At 68.9% G+C, this 17902-nt stretch carries 16 protein-coding genes and 2 pseudogenes; 2 read left to right on the forward strand and 16 right to left on the reverse strand.

Annotation, left to right across the window (positions count from 1 at the left end; translation table 11 throughout):
• Nucleotides 1-8: 8 nt before the first annotated feature.
• From VA613_RS07235 to lexA, 13 genes and pseudogenes are all read right to left on the reverse strand, one after another.
• Nucleotides 9-662: an SOS response-associated peptidase gene (locus VA613_RS07235; RefSeq protein ID WP_324781179.1), complete on the reverse strand. Its 654-nt coding sequence runs from the start codon at nt 660-662 to the stop codon at nt 9-11.
• Between the two features lie 64 nt (nt 663-726).
• Nucleotides 727-1278 (reverse strand): pyridoxamine 5'-phosphate oxidase family protein, encoded by a 552-nt coding sequence (locus tag VA613_RS07240; RefSeq protein WP_324781180.1) that lies wholly within the window; start codon nt 1276-1278, stop codon nt 727-729.
• Between the two features lie 45 nt (nt 1279-1323).
• Nucleotides 1324-1908 carry a TMEM175 family protein gene (locus VA613_RS07245; protein WP_324781181.1) on the reverse strand — a complete coding sequence of 195 codons (585 nt, stop codon included), beginning with the start codon at nt 1906-1908 and terminating at the stop codon, nt 1324-1326.
• Nucleotides 1909-1989: 81 nt separating this feature from the next.
• A complete protein-coding gene (locus VA613_RS07250) occupies nt 1990-2493 on the reverse strand; it encodes a DUF2059 domain-containing protein (protein ID WP_324781182.1) in 504 nt (167 codons plus the stop codon).
• 174 nt (nt 2494-2667) lie between these two features.
• On the reverse strand, nt 2668-3840 hold the full coding sequence (locus VA613_RS07255) for a L,D-transpeptidase family protein (protein ID WP_324781183.1): 1173 nt from the start codon (nt 3838-3840) through the stop codon (nt 2668-2670).
• Nucleotides 3841-4010: 170 nt separating this feature from the next.
• Nucleotides 4011-4841, reverse strand: a complete 831-nt coding sequence (locus VA613_RS14965) for a helix-hairpin-helix domain-containing protein (RefSeq protein ID WP_407702883.1) — start codon at nt 4839-4841, stop codon at nt 4011-4013.
• A 196-nt stretch (nt 4842-5037) separates the two neighbouring features.
• Nucleotides 5038-5268: pseudogene (locus VA613_RS14970) on the reverse strand (hypothetical protein); the annotation flags it as partial.
• Nucleotides 5250-7598, reverse strand: a pseudogene (locus VA613_RS07260) (error-prone DNA polymerase); the annotation flags it as partial. The pseudogenes VA613_RS07260 and VA613_RS14970, both read right to left, overlap by 19 nt.
• A 95-nt stretch (nt 7599-7693) precedes the next feature.
• The gene (locus VA613_RS07265; protein ID WP_324781185.1) at nt 7694-8122 is read right to left on the reverse strand and encodes an endonuclease domain-containing protein; all 429 of its coding nucleotides are present in this window, start codon (nt 8120-8122) and stop codon (nt 7694-7696) included.
• 290 nt (nt 8123-8412) lie between these two features.
• On the reverse strand, nt 8413-9816 hold the full coding sequence (locus tag VA613_RS07270; RefSeq protein ID WP_324781186.1) for a Y-family DNA polymerase: 1404 nt from the start codon (nt 9814-9816) through the stop codon (nt 8413-8415).
• 200 nt (nt 9817-10016) lie between these two features.
• Nucleotides 10017-10694 carry a translesion DNA synthesis-associated protein ImuA gene (gene imuA / locus VA613_RS07275; protein ID WP_324781187.1) on the reverse strand — a complete coding sequence of 226 codons (678 nt, stop codon included), beginning with the start codon at nt 10692-10694 and terminating at the stop codon, nt 10017-10019.
• A 25-nt stretch (nt 10695-10719) separates the two neighbouring features.
• Entirely contained in the window at nt 10720-11691 is a 972-nt protein-coding gene (locus VA613_RS07280; protein WP_324781188.1) for a virulence protein RhuM/Fic/DOC family protein, read from the reverse strand.
• 40 nt (nt 11692-11731) lie between these two features.
• Complete coding sequence (gene lexA, locus VA613_RS07285; protein ID WP_324781189.1) at nt 11732-12334, reverse strand: transcriptional repressor LexA; 603 nt, start codon at nt 12332-12334, stop codon at nt 11732-11734.
• A gap of 122 nt (nt 12335-12456) precedes the next feature.
• Between lexA and VA613_RS07290 the strand changes: the two genes are divergently transcribed.
• Nucleotides 12457-12711 carry a hypothetical protein gene (locus tag VA613_RS07290; protein ID WP_324781190.1) on the forward strand — a complete coding sequence of 85 codons (255 nt, stop codon included), beginning with the start codon at nt 12457-12459 and terminating at the stop codon, nt 12709-12711.
• 17 nt (nt 12712-12728) lie between these two features.
• Here the strand turns inward: VA613_RS07290 and VA613_RS07295 are convergent, their stop codons facing one another.
• Complete coding sequence (locus VA613_RS07295; RefSeq protein ID WP_324781191.1) at nt 12729-12992, reverse strand: cytochrome c; 264 nt, start codon at nt 12990-12992, stop codon at nt 12729-12731.
• Between the two features lie 1119 nt (nt 12993-14111).
• On the opposite strand from VA613_RS07295, the gene VA613_RS07300 reads away from it, so the two are divergent.
• Nucleotides 14112-15773: a hypothetical protein gene (locus tag VA613_RS07300; protein WP_324781192.1), complete on the forward strand. Its 1662-nt coding sequence runs from the start codon at nt 14112-14114 to the stop codon at nt 15771-15773.
• 518 nt (nt 15774-16291) lie between these two features.
• Here the strand turns inward: VA613_RS07300 and VA613_RS07305 are convergent.
• Together VA613_RS07305 and VA613_RS07310 are read right to left on the reverse strand one after the other, a co-directional pair.
• A complete protein-coding gene (locus VA613_RS07305; RefSeq protein ID WP_324781193.1) occupies nt 16292-17020 on the reverse strand; it encodes a hypothetical protein in 729 nt (242 codons plus the stop codon).
• 9 nt (nt 17021-17029) lie between these two features.
• The gene (locus VA613_RS07310; protein WP_324781194.1) at nt 17030-17866 is read right to left on the reverse strand and encodes a restriction endonuclease; all 837 of its coding nucleotides are present in this window, start codon (nt 17864-17866) and stop codon (nt 17030-17032) included.
• Nucleotides 17867-17902: the final 36 nt, after the last annotated feature.

The following is a 17902-nucleotide window of genomic DNA, read 5'->3' on the forward strand; positions in this document are numbered from 1 at the left end:
CTGCCGCGTCAGCCCAGCTCGATCGGCTCCAGGCAGGCCGGCACGTCGTTGCGCGCATTGCTGACCAGCGGGCTCACCGGGTAGGCGCGCAGCGCCTCCGGCGGCACGGCGGCGGGCAGTTCCGTCGACCCGGCCGACAGCCACGCATCGTAGTCGGCCGGCGCCACGATCAGCGGCATGCGGTCGTGCAGGTCGGCGACCGGCCCAGTGGCTTCGACCGTGACGATCGTGCAGCTTTCGACCACGTCCCCGTCGGGCGCGGTCCAGTGCTCCCACAGGCCGGCCATGCCGAACGGGCCGTCGTCGCGAAGGCGGACGCAGAAGGGCTGCTTGCGTCCGGCGATCGGCTTCCATTCATAGAACGCGTCCGCCGGGACGAGGCAGTGGCGGCGCCGATAGGCGCTGCGGAACGCGGGCTTGTCGCCGAGCGACTCGCCGCGCGCATTGATGAGCTTCATCCCGATGCTCGCGTCCTTCGCCCACGACGGGATCAGCCCCCAGCGGACGAAGGCCAGCGCCCTGCCCGCCTCCGTCTCGCGCACGATCGGAACCGTCTGGCTCGGGGCGATGTTGTAGTGCGGCGGGAAATCCGGCGTCCACAGCAGGCGGAAGCGCTCGGCGATCACCGCGGGAGAGGAAGTCAGGGCGTAGCGGCCGCACATCGTTTCAGTCTAGTGGGAAACGCCGCGGCTCCAGCTCGCGGAACGGCGTCGCGCCGCCAGCACGCTAGCCGGAATCTCCGACGATGCCGGTCGGGATGCCGTCGATGCTGACCCGGTTCTTCTGTTCCCAGTACTGGCGAATGCCCGCCTCGCCCTTGGCACGTGCCCAGTCGTTCAACGCTTCGCGGTCGCCCGCGTAGTCGAAGTACGGCACGCCCATCCCGCAGGACGTCTGCACCAGGTCGACGGCGACGTCGAAGATCTGGCGGGATCCGGGCAGCGGCTTGAACAAGGCCTGCAGTTCGGGCCAGTCCGGGTCCGCCGGGTGGACGGCCCGGGCGGCTCCGTACAGCCGCAGGATCAGCGGCTTGCCCTCGAAGGCGCAGAACATCACCGTCATGCGCGGGTTCAGCTGCACGTGCGCCGAGGTCTCGTTGCCGCTGCCGGTGACGTTGAGCCAGACCACGCGCCGGGGGCCGAGCACGGCGAGCGAATCCATCCCCTTGGGCGAGACGTTGACCCGGCTCGTCTCGGTCGCGGTGCCGACGAAGAAGAGCTTCTGCCGACGGATGAAGTCGATGTGGTTTTGCGAAAGCTCGGAATACTGCTGACCCATGCGAGGCTCCGTGGAAAAATCACGCAATGCGCGCGAATCGGGAAATCAGGACGCGCCGTCGTGGATCGCCCGCTCGATGCGCCGGTCCGGCACCAGCCAGATCAGCGCCACGAGGACGTAGATCGCCTGCGCCAGCCAGTGCGCGACGAACGAGAGTCCGATCGCCGTCACGTAGAAGACGGGCGACAGCTTGCCCTTCCAGTCGGTTCCGATCGCGCGCCGCACCGCCGACTCCGGGCCATCGGTCGCGATGATGCAGCGCTGAAGCACGTAGTAGGCGATCGCCGCCATCAGCAGCACGAAGCCGTAGGCGGCCGACGGCAGCGGCGCGAAATGGTTCTCGCCCATCCAGCCGGTGGCGAAGGGAAACAGCGACAGCCAGAACAGCAGGTTCAGGTTCGCCCACAGCACGCTGCCGGACACGCGCCGCGCGGCGTGCAGCAGATGGTGGTGGTTGTTCCAGTAGATGCCGACGTAGAGGAAGCTGAGGACGTAGCTCATGAGGCTCGGCATCAGCGGCACGAGCGCGTCGAAGTCGGTGCCGTGCGGCACCTTCAGCTCCAGCACCATGATGGTGATGATGATGGCGAGCACGCCGTCGCTGAACGCCTCGAGCCGCGCCTTTCCCATTGCCGTCCTTTCCGGGGTCGACGACCGTGCGCCCGCTGCCCGCTGCAACCGCGCGGCGCGCGGTGCGCAGGGCGGCGGGCCTCACAGCGTGATCGATTCCTTCTGGAAGCGGGCCTCGACCCGGCGCGCGATTTCGGGACCCATCGACTGGCCCCATTTCTGGCCGGCCGCCATGCTTTCCTGGAGCACCGAGGGCAGCGTGCTGATGACCTTGCGCCCGAGGTCCGTCGCGTAGAACTGGTTCAGGCCCTTCAGGTCCTCGGTCGTGAAATGCGCCGCGTAGATCCGGATCATGGTTTCCTTCAGCTCGGGCATGTGCTCGCCCACCACTGCGTTGACCTCCTCGGGCAGGACGTCGAGCGCCTTCTGGGGAACCTGGGCATGGGTGGCGCGCAGCGCGTGGGTGAGCTGCGCAACCATCACCCTGGAAAACTGCTGCCCCAGACGGAGGGCGCCGGTCGTCTGCAGCAGCTTCTCGATCTCGGCCCGCTTGTCGGCGGCGACGTCCTGCGCCCGCGCCAGGCTGGCCGACACGCCCAGCAGCGCTGCCACGACGAGCGCCACGATCCGGATGTGCGTTTTCATTGTTCTCTCCCTCCTTCGACGATGAATTTCGCAGGCCCTGGCGAGGATTCGCGAGCCCCCCTGTCCCGATGTTCGTTTGATATTGGAGACGGCCCATTCTTGCCTGTCCGCCCCGGATCGACAAGCCCGCCGCGCGGCGCGACGAACGGCGCCTCCGCACGGCCGTGTCCCGCATCAATGCGCTTCGGCCTGCTTCATGCGCGCGTCGATCGCGCGTTGCCCGTTCATCCCTCCGTCCCAGGTCGCATTCCGCGGCAGGGTGTTGGCGACCCGCGGCGCGTCCGCCAGATAGCGCTCCAGCGTGAGGCTGCCGATCGAGACGGGCACGGCGACGGCGCGCGGCTTCTGCATGATCTCCGCGACCAGCGCCTCGTTGACCGCGACGTTCGGGCGGGCGCCGGGCCGGGCCCGCATCAGCTTGCGCACGAACGCGGCGCGCTGTGCCTCGCCCTGCGGCGCTTTGCGCGTGTCGTCCTCGAGCACCGGGAAGGCCTGCATCACCAGCGCATCGCCGCGCCAGCCGAGCAGAACCGGCTGATTGACGACGGTGACCGGCGTGCCGACCGGCACGGCCTCGTACATGCCGACGATGTCCTCCGGGTACATGCGCAGGCAGCCATGCGTGCCGCGCAGGCCGATGCTCGGCGGCTTGTCGGTGCCGTGGATCGCGTATTCGGGCCAGCCCAGCCGCAGCACATGCGTGCCCATCGGATTGTCCGGTCCCGGCGGCACCACCTTGGGCAGCGGGTCGCCGTCGGCCGCGTGCTCCTTGCGGATCGCGGGCGTCGGAATCCACGCCGGGGCCTCGGTCTTCGACACCACCCGGGTGCTGCCTTCCGGCGTTCGCCAGCCCACGCGGCCGATGCCGATCGGATGCGTGATCACCTGCTGCCGCTCGCCGGGCTTCGCTTTCGGGAAATAGAACAGGCGCATCGCCGCCAGATTGATCACAATGCCCTCCCGCTTCGCGTCCGGCAGCACGAACGCGGTCGGAACGACGACCTCGGTGCCCGCGCCGGGCACCCATGGATCGACGCCGGGGTTGGCGTCGACGATTTCCTCGTAGCCGACGTTGAAGCGGCGGGCGATATCCGAGAGCGTGTCGTCGGCGTTCGCCTTGACCACCTGCACGGTGCCGACGACGTCGTCGCCGGGCGCGATCGTGAAGGCGTCCGTCGCGACCGGCACCGGCAGCGCCGCCGCGCCGTGCGGATTCGCGCTCGCCGCCGGCCCGCCGAGCGACTGGCACCCCGCGAGCGCGGCCAGCCCCGCCAGCAGCCCGCAGCGGAGCAGCGACGACGGCCGGCGCAGCGCCGCCTGCAGCGCATCGATCCAGCGTGTCTTCATGACGAGACTCCTTTCCGCTTCGGGTTGAGGAGGCGAACCGCCGGCCGCCCCCATCGGCGGGTTCCATTGTCCGCTCCCGCGCGATGCATGGAAAGCCATCGCGCGCCGCGCTTTTCACGATTCGAAAACGCGTCGAATCCGATCCGGCGCAGCCGGCCATGCGTCCGCATCTAATGAAAGTCCCGCGAATGCGTCATCAAGTTCCCGAGGAGCGGCGTCAGGTCCCGCAGGTGGCCGGCGACCAGATGCGTGACCTCGCCCTGCCGCTCCAGCGTGCCGTACACCGCCAGCAGGCGCGCGCCGAGCAGCTCGCGGCGCTGCCGCTCGGCGAGGTCGCGCCAGACGACGACGTTGACGTGGCCGGTCTCGTCCTCCAGCGTAAGGAAGGTGACGCCGCTCGCCGTGCCGGGTCGCTGGCGGTTGAGGACGAGGCCGGCGGCGCGCGCGAGACGGCCGTGCGGCAGCTGCCTCAGCTCTTCGGCGGTGAGCAGGCGATCGTGCCGCAGGCGCTCGCGCAGCAGCGCGAGCGGATGGCGACCGAGCGACAGGCCGAGGCTGGCGTAGTCGGCGACGAGATCCTGGCCTTCGGTCAAAGGGAACAGATCGGGCTGCGGCTCCTGCGCGCGCGCCATGGCGAGCGGGCTGGCCCGCTCGATGCCGGCCACGTCCCAGTACGCCTTGCGCCGGTGGCCGGCCAGGCGGGCGAGCGCGCCGGCGGCGGCGAGGCACTTGAGGTCGCGCGGGTCGAGCCCGCCGCGGGTCGCGAGATCGTCGACGCTGTCGAAGGGTCGCTGCGCGCGCGCCGCGATCAGGCGCGCCGCGCCTTCGAGCGAGAAGCCGCTGACCATGCGCAGGCCGAGGCGGAGGGCGGGCGGGTGAGGCACATTCACCCCTCTCCCGCTCGCGAGACAGCGAAAGGGTCGCTGTGCAGCAGCGGGGTACCCATCGGCGTACTCCTTGCGGGTAGAGGGGCCGGGGGAGAGGGCAAGCGGAGCGCTCATGGCAGCCCCCTCTCCCCGACCCTCTCCCCGGAGGGGAGAGGGAGCGTGCTCTGGCGGAGCGTGTTCTGGCGAGGCGCGTTCTGGCGAGGCGCGTTCTGGCGAGGCGTGCTCTGGCGAGGCGTGTTCTGGCGAGGCGCGTTCTGGCGAGGCGTGTTCTGGCGAGGCGCGTTCTGGCGAGGCGTGCTCTGGAGAAGCGTGCTCTGGAGAAGCGTGTTCTGGCGAGGCGCGTTCTGGCGAGGCGCGTTCTGGCGAGGCGTGGGCTTCGGAGAGGTGGCGCGGCGCTTTCTCCCCTCGCCCCGCCTGCGGGGAGAGGGGCCGGGGGAGAGGGGCGGCGGGTATTGATCCGGCTGCCGGATTCGCGCCTGCCCCCTTTCCCCTCCGGGGAGAGGGCCAGGGAGAGGGGGTGGGTTCCAGCGTGCAATCCCACTCGCTTTCCAGCACGTCGACCGGCCGCACCTCGACGCCGTGGCGGCGTGCGTCCTGCACGATCTGGGCGGGGGCGTAGAAGCCCATCGGCTGGCTGTTCAGCAGCGCGCAGGCGAAGGCCGCCGGCTCGTGGCACTTGAGCCAGGCCGACACGTAGACCAGCAGCGCGAAGCTCGCGGCGTGCGACTCGGGAAAGCCGTATTCGCCGAAGCCCTGGATCTGCATGAAGATCTGCCGCGCGAAGTCCTCCTGATAGCCGCGCTCGCGCATGCCGTCGATGAGGCGGCGCTCGAAGTGCTCCAGCCCGCCCTTCCTGCGCCACGCCGCCATCGAGCGGCGCAGCTTGTCGGCCTCGCCCGGCGTGAAGCCGGCGGCGACGACGGCGAGCTGCATCACCTGCTCCTGGAAGATCGGCACGCCCAGCGTCCTTTCGAGCACGCCGCGCACCGCCTCGCTCGGATACGTGACCGGCTCGGTGCCTTCGCGCCGGCGCAGGTAGGGATGCACCATGCCGCCCTGGATCGGTCCGGGTCGCACGATCGCGACCTCGATCACCAGGTCGTAGAAGCGGCGCGGCCTCATGCGCGGCAGCATCGCCATCTGCGCGCGCGACTCGATCTGGAACACGCCCAGCGTGTCGGCGTGGCCGATCAGGTCGTAGACGGCCGGGTCCTCGGACGGCACGTCGCTCATCGCGAACGGACGCCCGCGCACACTGCCCACGAGGTCGAGCGCGCGGCGGATCGCCGAGAGCATGCCGAGCGCGAGCACGTCGATCTTCAGGAGCCCCAGCGCGTCGAGGTCGTCCTTGTCCCACTGGATGATCGTGCGCTCGGGCATCGCCGCGTTCTCGATCGGCACCAGCTGCGAGAGCTGGCCGCGCGCGATGACGAAGCCGCCGACGTGCTGCGACAGGTGGCGCGGAAAGCCGACCAGTTCGTCGACCAGACGGATCAGCAGCGCGACTTTTCTATTGGCCGGATCGAAGCCTGCTTCCACCAGACGATCGGGCTTGATCCTGCGGCCGTCCCACCACGCCATCGACTTCGCCAGGCGGTCGACCTGCTCGAGATCGAAGCCGAGCGCCTTGCCGACGTCGCGCATCGCACTGCGCGGGCGGTAGCTGATCACCGTCGCGGCGAGCGCGGCGCGGTCGCGGCCGTATTTTGCGTAGAGGTACTGGATCACCTCCTCGCGCCGCTCGTGCTCGAAGTCGACGTCGATGTCGGGCGGCTCGTTGCGCTCGCGCGAGATGAAGCGCTCAAACAGCATCTCCATGCACGCCGGGTTCACCTCGGTGATCCCCAGCGCGTAGCACACCGACGAGTTCGCCGCCGAGCCGCGCCCCTGGCACAGGATGCCGCGCGAACGGGCGAAGCGCACGATGTCGTGCACGGTGAGGAAGTACGGCTCGTAATGCAGCTCCTCGATCAGCGCGAGTTCATGCTCGATTTGCGCGCGCACCTTGTCCGGCGTGCCGTCAGGGAAGCGCCGCAGGAGCCCCGCCTCGGTCAGACCGCGCAGGTGCGAGATCGCGGTCTCGCCGGGCGGTACCAGCTCCTCGGGGTATTCGTAGCGCAGTTCGTCGAGCGAGAACGTGCAGCGCGCCGCGACCGACAAAGTTTCATCCAGCAGCGGCTGCGGATAGAGCTGGGCGAGGTCATTGGGCGTGCGCAGATGCCGCTCGCCGTTGGGATGCAGCGCGTCGCCCGCGTCGGCCACCGGCACGCCGAGGCGGATCGCGGCGAGCGTGTCCTGCATCGCGCGGCGCTCGGGTACGTGCATGTGGACATCGCCCGCGGCCACGAGCGGCAGGCCGGCCGCCTGGGACAGTTCGGTCGCCGCGGCGAGGCGCTCGGCGTCGTCGGGTGCGCGGAACAGCTCCACCGCGAGCCAGGCGCGGCCGGCAAAGCGGCTGGCGATTGCCTGCGCGTGCTGAAGCGAAGGCAGCGGATCGGCGAGCAGCAAGGCAAGGCAACCGGGCACGCCGCCGGCCAGGTCGGCCAGCGCAAGCCGGTAGCTGCCCTTGGTCGCGCTGCGCCGCCCGCGCGTGATGAGCGCGGAGAGATGGCCGTAGCCCGCGCGGTCGGTCGCCAGCAGCACCACGCGCGGCCCGTCGTCGAGCCGGATCTCGCTGCCGACGATGAGCTTCATCCCGCATTCCTTCGCCGCCACGTGGGCGCGCACGACGCCCGCGAGCGAGCATTCGTCGGTGAGCGCGAGCGCCGCGTAGCCGAGCGCATGCGCGCGTTCGACCAGTTCCTCCGGGTGCGACGCGCCGCGCAGGAAGCTGAAGTTGGAGAGGCAGTGGAGTTCGGCGTAGGGTGGCATGGCGGGATTTGTCGTTCATCCCCTCTCCCCACCGGGGAGAGGGTCAAGGAGAGGGGGCGCATCACGAAAACGCGTGGCACATCGTGCCCTCTCCCCTACCCCTCTCCCGCAAGCGGGAGAGGGGATGCTTGGTAGCCAGTTCCTCCGGGCGTAATCCGCCCCTTCTCACCTTGGGAAGATGATTCGATGACACAACGCATCCGCTCCAGCACCGCTTCCATCTCCTGCATCACCTCGTGATTCCAGAAGCGCAGCACCGTGTACCCCTGGCTGCGCAGCCAGGCGTCGCGCTGCCGGTCGTAGCTCGACTGCCCGGCATGCTGGCCGCCGTCGAGTTCGACGATCAAGCGCCGCTCCCAGCAGATGAAATCGACGATGTAGCGACCGACAGGCTTCTGCCGCTTGAATTTCAGGCCCATGAAGCGATGCGCGCGCAGGTGGTACCAGAGGCGCGCTTCGGCTTCGGTCTGGTGGGTGCGCAGGGACTTGGCTTTTGTCAGGGTGGATGATTCTGGCTTTGTCATCGTTCGTCCTCTCTCCTGCTTATTGCCCTCTCCCCTACCCCTCCACCCGCAAGGAGTACGCCGGCGGGTGCCCCGCTGCTGCGCAGCGACCCATCCGCTGTCCCACAAGCGGGAGAGGGGGTGGTTGCAAACGCCGCCACCAATCATGGAAGCAGCATCTCCATGCCACCCCTCTCCCACGAGTGGGAGAGGGGTGTTGTAGGGTGAGCCAACTCCCGCAAGTGGTAGAGGCACGTCCGTCCCCTCTCCCGCTTGCGGGAGAGGGCTAGGGAGAGGGCCGACTTTCGCCATCACGCAAACACCCCATGCACATACCACTCGCCGCTGCCGCGGTCGCAATACACCCACAGCTGCGCGCCGCTGCGGTCTTCCGCGACGTAGTAGTCGCGCGCGACGTCGCTGCCGTCCCACCAGCCGCTTTCGATGCGCTCGGGGCCGGACTTCAATTTGAGCCGGCCGTCGTGGCAGGGCTGCGGATTGGGCAGGAGCCACAGCGGGCGATGGCGGTTGGCGGCGGCCGCGCCGCGCGGGACCTGGGCCGGACGCCAGGCGCGCTCGGGGCGGTGGTCGGCGGCGGTCTCGATGCCGTAGACCGCGTCCGCACCGAGGCGGATGCGCAGGCGCTCCAGCAGCAGGTCGCCGTCGGCTTCGCTGGTCTTTGTCTGGAACAGGTCGCTGTTCGATCCCGCCAGCGGCAGCACGCGCGGCGCGCGCAGCACGATCGTGTGCACCGACGCCGGCAGGCGGGTGCGGCCGAGCGTCTCGCGCAAGAGGAGCTGCATGCGCCCGGCGTCGCGCACCGGCTTGACGAAGCCGAGCTTGACGACGGTGGGGTCGCGCCGCTCGTGGCGACAGGCGAGTTCCATTTCCTGCACGCCGGCCTGGCGCAGCGCGAGGAAACCCTCCAGTTCCGGCAGCAGGCGGCGCGCGGCGAACAGCAGCGCTTCGGCGGCGTGCACCGGCGCGAGCAGTTCCAGCGAACGCTCGAAGCTTGCCGGCGGCTCGAAGAACGCACGCGCCTCGGGCAGCCGGCCGAGCGCATGGTCGAGCTCGTCGACCAGCGCCTGGCCGAAGCGCCGCGCGGTGCCTGCGCGCGGCAAGCGCAGGCAGTCGCCGAACGTCGACGCGCCGACCTTCTCCAGCCCCTCGACCACCGCCGGCGGCTGGTCGAGCAGGGCGACCGGCAGCGCGGCGAGCACCTGCTCGAGCCGCGTGGGCTCGCGGATCGCCTTCTCGATCCCGGCCTTCGCCAAGAGCCAAGCGCCGTGCGACGACGGCGCGCAGGCCATGCTCGCCGCATAGCCCATGTCGCCGAGGCCTTGACGTGCTTGCCTGAGGAGGTTGGCCAGTCCACGATGCAGCCGCAGGCAGCGGCTGATTTCGAGCAGCAGCCCGTCAGGCGGCACGAGGCTGACCGACGGCGTGAAGCGCCCCGCCCACGCGGCGAGCCCCTCGAGCGCAGCCGCTTCGGACAGGGGATCGCGCCGGCGCACGATGAGGCCCTCTGCGAGTGCCTGCGCCGCGGGCGCCGCCATGCCGGCGTGCACGCCGCAGGATTCGGCGGGCTCGTTGCAGGCGACGATGCGGGTGCGGCCGCCCTCCTTCTCGACGACCGCCAGCGGACTCGCCTCGGCCGCGCCGCGGATGAAGACTTCGAGGGACAGCGAATGGAAGTGGAGCGCGAGCCACAGCATGACGACAAACCCGCAGAGTGTTACTTCAGGAAATGGCTTGCCGCGTGGAAATGCCGAGCGCGTTGATTTTGCGGTTCGACAGGCTCACCGCGAACGGACCGAACAGCCTGCCGTTCGTCCTGAGCCTGTCGAAGGACAAATCTGTCGAGGAACCTGTTCAGCGCGCGATACATTGCAGTACTCGCCTGAGCAAAAGCCGATCAGGCCTGCACCAGCGACAGCACCGGCGCCGTCCGTCGCGGGCGCCGCGCCGCACCCGCCTGCGGCAGCGCCACGACCACCGGCTGGCTCACCGGACCGCCGCGGCGCTTGAGGATGTGCACCGCGAGCCCGTCGGCGGCCGGTTCGAGCAGCAGGCGCAGCGCGGCGGGCGAGCGCTCGTGCGCGGCGCGTGCGTGGCGGAACAGCACGCCCCAGGCGTGGCCCGTTTCGGCCGCCAGCTGCAGGCGGCGCATGCGGCGCTCGTCGGGCGCGCGCAGCCACGCCAGCAATGCCCCGCAGGCACCCGAGCGCAGCGCCTGCTCGGCCGTCCACCAGGCGTCGGCCTCGGTCGGCGGCTTCGCCACCACCAGGCGTTTCAGATCGATGCCGGCGGCCGCGAGCGCCGCGGCATACGGCACGTAGGGCGGCGCCACCCAGGCGAGCCAGCCGTCCGTCTCCGGCAGCTGCGCCAGCGCCGGCATCAAGAGCCGCAGCTCGCCGATGCCCTGGCGCGCGAGCAGCAGCTCGGTCAGCGCCCCGCGCGGCCAGCCGCCGCCCGGCAGCAGCGCGTCGAGCGCGGCGAAGCCGGTCGGCAGCGCGGCCTCGGCCGTCTGCGCGCGCCGGTCGCCGCGCCAGATGCCGGGGTGCTGCAGCACCGATTCGAGGGAAGGATTCACGAACAGCTCCGTTGCGCCAGACCGGTCACGAATTGCGCCGATTGATCAGGTTCACTACCACCCGCGTCAGCACGCCTTTCTCGTCCGGCCGGCTCTCGGCAATCAGCAGCGTCATCGCCACCAGCGCGTTGTCGGCGATGCGCTTGCCGCCATCGGCGCGGTAGAGCGCCTGGTTCTTCTGCAGGAACCACAGGAACAGCGCGGCCGCGATACGCTTGTTGCCGTCGACGAAGTGATGGTTCTTCACCAGGAAATACAGCAGGTGCGCCGCCTTTTCTTCCAGGCTGGGGTAGACCTCCTGCCCGTCGAAGGTCTGCATCACGGCCGACAGCGAGCCTTCCAGTCCGTCGTCCTTTTCCCGGCCGAACAAAGAGGAAGCGCCGAAGCGCTCGCCCATGCGCGCGATGACCTGGCGCGCTTCATCCAGCACCAGCGCCGCCACCGGACCAGGTGACACTTCGCCCAGGCGCACCCGCTGGTGATCGTAGTCATCCAGCACCTCCAGCGCGTAGGCGTAGTCCGCCACGACCTCGAGCAGCGCGCTCGCCTCGTCGCCGCTCAGCGTGCGCCGATGTGCCACGTCGGCAACCAGACGCACCGCCTGGTTGAGTTCCTTCAAGCGCTGCGCGTGCACGGTGTAGCCCTGCACCAGATGCTGGCGCAGCACGTTGGTGGCCCAGATGCGGAACTGGGTGCCGCGCAGGGAGTTCACGCGGTAGCCGACCGAGATGATCGCGTCCAGGTTGAAGTATTCGACCTGATAGGTTTTTCCGTCAGCGGCAGTTGTTGCATTTTTTGCAACAACTGCCGAGCGTTCCAGTTCTCCCTCCTTGAAGACATTACGGAGGTGGCGCGAGATCACGGACTTGTCCCGCTCGAACAAGTCAGCAAGCTGGTTAAGCGAAAGCCAAACCGACTCCCGCTCCAGCCGCACGTCCAGCGCCGGGCCACCGTCGGCCGCCCGGTACAAAACGATTTCACCCAGCCCAGTGCCCATCGTGGTGCCTCCAGGTCAAATCTTCCCGCTCAAGCCCGGCTCACAGGCTCTTGCCGTTGCGGATGACGCCGACTGCGATGCCCTCGATCACCAGTTCCTGGCGCGTGAGGTCGACCTCGATCGGCTCGAAGTCGGGGTTTTCCGGGAGGAGCTGCACGGTGTGGCCGCGCTTCCTGAAGCGCTTGACCGTGACCTCGTCGCCGAGCCGCGCCACCACCACCTGCCCGGCGCGGGCGTCGGCGCTGCGGTGCACCGCGAGCAGGTCGCCGTCGAGGATGCCGGCGTCCTTCATGCTCATGCCGCGCACCTTCAGCAGGTAGTCCGCGCGCGGCGAGAACATCGCGGCGTCGAGCTGGTAGTGCCGCTCGATGTTCTCCTGCGCCAGGATCGGGCTGCCCGCGGCCACCTGGCCGACCACCGCCAGCCCGCCGCCGCCCTTCAGGCGGATGCCGCGCGAGGTGCCCGGCACCAGTTCCAGCACGCCCTTCTTCGCCAGCACCTTGAGATGCGCCTCGGCCGCGTTGGGTGAACTGAAGCCGAAGCGCTCCGCGATTTCCGCGCGCGTCGGCGGCAGGCCGGTGGTCTCGATCCACTCGCGGATCAGGTTCAGGATTTCTTCCTGGCGGGGCGTCAGGTCTCGCATGGCTTCCTCCGGATACTGTATGCATTTACAGCTGTATGCGTATACAGTATAAATACCAAAACCGGAAAACGCCAATGCGAATGTGCGGGCTCCGGTTCATCGCATACGCACCAGGAGAAGCCATGATGAAGCTCGGAAAGATCAGCCCCCTCGCCTTCAGCCGCATGAAGCAGCGCGGGATTTCCATCGACGCCCTGAACGACCTGCTCGCCCGCGGCCAGGTCGAACGGCAGCTCGACGGCGCACAGGTGATCTACCTCGACAGCCCCGTCCCCGGGCCGACCTGGGTCCACCGCCCGCAGCCCCGGCTCTATGCGGTCGTGGATGCGGCCGGCGAGGTGCTGACCGTGGAGAAGCGGGTGCGGCTCAGAAGCTGAGCCGCCCCATCGGCCGGTTACTGCGACGGCCTCGCGGCCGCGAGATAGGCCGCGATGTCATTTACCTCGGCCTCGCTCAACCGGAAACGGTGCGCCCGCACCGACCTGCTCGCCAGCACGGCAGGCAGCTCCGCCAGCGGCGTCCGCATGTCCGCCGCGCCGTTGCGATGGCAGCGGCTGCAGTTGGCCTCGAACAGCGTCTTGCCGCGCATCGCGTCCTGTGCACCCGCCGGGAGTGCGAAGCCGGCACACATCATCAACAGCAGAAAGCGCATCGTCATCGGGCGTCCTTGTCAGTCATGCGGATGCTTTCAATCTAGCCGCCCGCGCGGCCGGGCGCCACGGCACGGGACCGTCCGGGTTCGCCGCGCAGGCGGGTACTATTAGGCCTTTGCTTCGAACCACGCGCACGTGCTGCCCCAGTGTCGATGAACATTCCGGCGAATGCATTCCCCGCCCAGCCTTCCGCACCTGAAAAGCCCTTGACGGAAGCCGCCACCGCGGCCCTGCGGGACTGCATCGCGCGCCACGCGGCCGCGATCCCCGCGCTGGCCGAAATCGGCGGGCAGCTGCGGCGCGTGCTGGATCCTGCGGCCAGCCGGCTCCTACACCCCGCACCCTCTCCCCAGCCCTCTCCCTCCGAGGGAGAGGGGGCATCTTGTGATGGACTGGCCCCTCTCCCCAGCCCTCTCCCACAAGTGGGAGAGGGGGCATGCTGTGGCGAACTGCTCCCCGCTCCATCCCCTCTCCCCGCCGGGGAGAGGGCCAGGGAGAGGGGGAACGCTCGCACCGCACAACCGTCCGCCACCACTGCTGCCGCACCCTCTCCCCAGCCCTCTCCCTCCGAGGGAGAGGGGGCATCTTGTGATGGACTGTCCCCAACCCCATCCACTCTCCCCGCCGGGGAGAGAGCCAGGGAGAGGGGAGACGCTCGCACCGCACAACCGTCCGCCACCACTGCTGCCGTACCCTCTCCCCAACCCTCTCCCTTGGAGGGAGAGGGGGTATCTTTTGACGGCCTGTCCCCAACCCAATCCCCTCTCCCCTCCGGGGAGAGGGCCAGGGAGAGGGGGAACGCTCGCACCGCGCAACCGTCCGCCACCACTGCTGCCGTACCCTCTCCCCAACCCTCTCCCTTGGAGGGAGAGGGGGTATCTTTTGACGGCCTGTCCCCAACCCAATCCCCTCTCCCCGCCGGGGAGAGGGCCAGGGAGAGGGGGAACGCTCGCGCCGCACAACCGTCCGCCACCACTGCTGCCGCACCCTCTCCCCAACCCTCTCCCTTGGAGGGAGAGGGGCCATATACGCGAAAGGGGACTCCCTCCGAGGGAGAGGGCGTAACAGCACTCGACGCCCTCATCGCCCTCTACGAACCCTGCTATCCCCTGCTGGAACAGGCGATGTGGTCGGGCGCGGCGGACTTCCATGCATTGCTGGCGAGCTACCAGGCGCTGTTCCGCGAGCAGGAAGCGCTGATCCGGCAACGCGGCCACGACGACCGCCATCGTTTCATCCTCGCCATCCCGGTGGCGGATCGCCCGCCCCACCTGAAGGCCTGCCTCGAAAGCCTCTACCAGGTCTGCACGCTGTTCGGCTACGGCGGCCAGACCGCCGGCACATGGGACCGCATCACCGTCGTCGTCAGCGAGGACAGCCGAGACGCGGCCAACATCCGCCGCCATCAGGCGCTGGTCGAGGAATACCGGCAGAAGGGCCTCCAGGTCGTCCACTTCGGGCTCGACGAGCAGTACGACCTGCTGCACGCCCTGCCCGCGCCGCAGCGCGAACGGCTCGGCCATCTGCTCACCACCCAGCCGCGCGAACACTTCTCGCGCAAGGGCCAGGCCGCCAACCGCAACCTCTGCTATTTGAAATTCCTGCAGCTCACCGAGGACCGCGACAACACGCTCTACTACCTCGTCGACAGCGACGAGAGCCTGTGCGTCAACCGGCAGACCGCAGCCGGCGAGGAAGTCGTCCATGCGCTGCCCTACTTCCACGCCATCGACCGCATCTTCCGCAGCACCGACACGCTCATGCTCACCGGCAAGATGGTCGGCGACCCGCCCGTGTCGCCGTCGGTGATGGCGGCGAATTTCCTCGACGACGTCACCGCCTTCTTCACCCGCCTGGCCGGCCTGCGCGGCGACGCGGCCTGCAGCTTCCACGGCCTGCCGGCGGAGCAGCCGGGCGACGCCGCGTATCACGACCTGGCGAAGCTGTTCGGGTTCGAGAACCAGCCGGCGACCTTCGCGTATTCGTGCCGCCTGCACGGCGCGCACGACCACCGCGCCTGCCTCGCCGACTTCGCCGCCCGGCTCGACGCCTTCTTCTTCGGCGAGCACCTCACGCGCAGGACCTGGTTCGGCTACGGCAAGGGGTTCACCGAGTTGAGCCCCGCGCGCACGGTCTACCCCGGCAACACCATCGTCAACTACGCAGGGCTCAAGTACATCATCCCCTTCGGGCATTTGCGTTTGAGGATGTCCGGCCCCACCGCCGGCCGGCTGATCGCCGCCGAGATCGGGCCGCGCTTCGCCTCGGCCAACCTGCCCAACCTGCACCGCCGCACCACCGAGGCCGGGTTCGCCGACGACTTCCGCCCCGGCGTCGAACTTGCCCGCCAGGGCATCGACCTCTCCGACGAATTCGAGCGCCAGTTCTTCGGCGACCTGATGCTGTTTTCCACGGAGGAACTGGTCAGGCGCGCCGACGTGAACCGGCCGTTTGCAAAAGATTTGATCGAGGCCGTCGTCGGCGCGAAGGAGACCGAACTGCTCGCGCTCTACCAGCAGAAGCACGACGCCATCGTCGAGAAGAACCGGCAGCTGCAACGCCTCGTCTTCGAGGCCGGCCACTGGTGGCTCAGTGCAGCGCCGCTCGCCGAGGCGCTGCAGCAGGTGCGCGCCTTCATCGACAACATCGACCGCAACTTCGGCGAGCACGCCCCGGCCTGGCGCCAGATCCAGTCCGCCGCGCACCGCGCCGAACGCAAGCAGCAGATCGTCGAGGCCTTGATGGACTACCGCGCCGAGCGCGATGCGTGGGACAGCCTGTTCTGAAGTGGTAGCGCCCCCTCTCCCCGGAGGGGCGAGGGCGCCATGCAGCCGCAGCACTCCCCTCTATCTCCCCTCTCCCGCTTGCGGGAGAGGGGCCGGGGGAGAGGGCCGGGTGACACGCCAGGGTCAGAGCGAGGTTCAGGTTTCACCCTCTCCCCAACCCTCTCCCTCAAGGGAGAGGGAGTGTTCCGCCGCCACAGCACTCCCCTTTCCCACTCGTGGGACAGCGAAAGGGTCGCTGCAGAGCAGCGGGGTACCCATCGGCGTACTTCTTAGCACTCCCCTCTCCCGCTTGCGGGAGAGGGGTCGGGGGGAGAGGGCCGCTTGGTTCGCCCGAGGACAGTACCGAGCCCGGGCCTGCCACCCTCTCCCCAACCCTCTCCCTCAAGGGAGAGGGAGTGTTCCGCCGCCCCAGCGACTCCCCTTCCTCTCAAGGTACAGCGAGCCAGCGACCACGGCACTCCCCTCTCCCGCTTGCGGGAGAGGGGTTGGGGGAGAGGGCCCGGTGGAGAAGCCCACCCCTAAACCGTCACAGACCCCCGCGCGCGCGCCACCATCTCCTCCCGGCACATCCGATAAGCCTCCCGCGCCTCGTCCAGCGCCGCCTGCGGAATCGCGATATGCGAATAATCGCTGCGCCCCCTGTCGATGCCCCCGCTGCGCATCCGCTCCGACGTATCGCCCCTGCGCGCCCGCCCCGTCTGGCTGAACACCTCATACCGCTCGCTCAAGGGCGAATCCAGCGCCAGCCATGCCGTCAGCCTGGGCAGCAGCCGCTCCGGCGCGCGCTGCCACAGCTCCGCATCGAAATAGAAATAAGGCCAATCGCTTGTGCGGCAAAACCCCGCCAGCGCGCGCACGCGCTCGACGTAATACTTCGCCGCCTCCACCGGCGACGCATACAGATCCGGGTCCGGCTTCTGCGCAAACAGATGCACGATGCTGCGGATCGTGTGCGCCGGTTCCGCCAGCGAAACCAGGATCTTGATGTCGGCACGCCCCAGCCGCTCGGGCTTCAGCACATAGTCGTTGTGCAGCAGCTTGTCGAACAGGTAGCGGCTGTTCGGCTTGAGCGCATCGCCCTGCCGGTACAGCTCAAGCTGCCGGTCCAGCGCGGATGCGTCCTCATAGCTGAGGTGCATCTCGTAGTAGCCGTTGATCTGCGGGTGCGAGCCGAGGATGTGCCCTGCCAGACTCGTGTAGGCACGCATGTGGCTCAGCAGGAAGATTCGGGCATAGTAATCAGACAAGGCATCGCCTCAGGCCGCCCGCGTGCCCTTGCAGTCCGGATAGCGCGTGCATCCCCAGAATTCCTGCCCCGCGTTGGCCCCCCGCTTGGCCTTGCGCTTCACCATCCGGCTCTGGCATTCCGGGCAGAATGGCGCGCCGGTCGTCATCACGCTGAGCGGGTCGCGGAAAAACTTGGGCGGCGGCTTCACCCCGGCGATCAGCGCGTGCAGCGCCTTGCCGTCCATCAGCTCGATGTTCCGGCCCTTGGCAAACGCGCGCGCCTCGTCGGTGAACACGCCGGACGTCACCACGAACCCGCCCGTGGCCCCCCGGGCCGCCATCACCCCGTAGAGCTCGCGCACGATGTTCACGCCCACCTTGACCGCGCGCCACTGCTTGCACTGCGCGAGAAAGGTCTCGCCCTGCTTCTTCAGCACCAGATCGATGCCGCCGTCGGCCCCGCCGCCGCCCTTCTCGGCCACCGAATAGCCCTTGCGGCGAAAGGCCTCGCCCACCACCGACTCGAACTGCCGCCAGCTCATGGCGTTGAGCGCACCCGCGTCGGGGCTCGCCGCCACCTGCTCATGCAAGGCGCGCCGCCTGTAACGGCCATACGCCGACACCGCCGCACCGACGAGGAACGCCAGGGGCAGCAGGTACTGGCCGAACACGGCGAGCGACTGAAAAGCCGCACTGACGGCGGATTTCCCCATCTGGCCGGGCTGGGCGACGATCGTCACGTCCGTGCTCGCCACGTTGTGCAGCCAGAGATACGCGGCAATCGCGAGCGCCACGCCGGCCCACCAGGGCAGCTTGCTGGTGAGTTCGATGATGCCTTCAACGAGAGAGTGCTTCAGTCGCGCCAAGTGATCCTCCTTTGCCTGCGTTTGAGTCCGCCATCC

This window comes from Thiobacillus sp. SCUT-2 (genome assembly GCF_035621355.1).
GTDB classification, from domain to species: Bacteria; Pseudomonadota; Gammaproteobacteria; order Burkholderiales; family Thiobacillaceae; genus Thiobacillus; species Thiobacillus sedimenti.

What these genes read in the sequence shown, in the direction of transcription:
- VA613_RS07235 (WP_324781179.1), bottom strand. Translation starts at nt 662, where the DNA reads ATGTGCGGCCGCTACGCCCTGACTTCCTCTCCCGCGGTGATCGCCGAG.
- VA613_RS07240 (WP_324781180.1), bottom strand. Translation starts at nt 1,278, where the DNA reads ATGGGTCAGCAGTATTCCGAGCTTTCGCAAAACCACATCGACTTCATC.
- VA613_RS07245 (WP_324781181.1), bottom strand. Translation starts at nt 1,908, where the DNA reads ATGGGAAAGGCGCGGCTCGAGGCGTTCAGCGACGGCGTGCTCGCCATC.
- VA613_RS07250 (WP_324781182.1), bottom strand. Translation starts at nt 2,493, where the DNA reads ATGAAAACGCACATCCGGATCGTGGCGCTCGTCGTGGCAGCGCTGCTG.
- VA613_RS07255 (WP_324781183.1), bottom strand. Translation starts at nt 3,840, where the DNA reads ATGAAGACACGCTGGATCGATGCGCTGCAGGCGGCGCTGCGCCGGCCG.
- VA613_RS14965 (WP_407702883.1), bottom strand. Translation starts at nt 4,841, where the DNA reads ATGAGCGCTCCGCTTGCCCTCTCCCCCGGCCCCTCTACCCGCAAGGAG.
- VA613_RS07265 (WP_324781185.1), bottom strand. Translation starts at nt 8,122, where the DNA reads ATGACAAAGCCAGAATCATCCACCCTGACAAAAGCCAAGTCCCTGCGC.
- VA613_RS07270 (WP_324781186.1), bottom strand. Translation starts at nt 9,816, where the DNA reads ATGCTGTGGCTCGCGCTCCACTTCCATTCGCTGTCCCTCGAAGTCTTC.
- VA613_RS07280 (WP_324781188.1), bottom strand. Translation starts at nt 11,691, where the DNA reads ATGGGCACTGGGCTGGGTGAAATCGTTTTGTACCGGGCGGCCGACGGT.
- lexA (WP_324781189.1), bottom strand. Translation starts at nt 12,334, where the DNA reads ATGCGAGACCTGACGCCCCGCCAGGAAGAAATCCTGAACCTGATCCGC.
- VA613_RS07290 (WP_324781190.1), top strand. Translation starts at nt 12,457, where the DNA reads ATGATGAAGCTCGGAAAGATCAGCCCCCTCGCCTTCAGCCGCATGAAG.
- VA613_RS07295 (WP_324781191.1), bottom strand. Translation starts at nt 12,992, where the DNA reads ATGACGATGCGCTTTCTGCTGTTGATGATGTGTGCCGGCTTCGCACTC.
- VA613_RS07300 (WP_324781192.1), top strand. Translation starts at nt 14,112, where the DNA reads ATGTGGTCGGGCGCGGCGGACTTCCATGCATTGCTGGCGAGCTACCAG.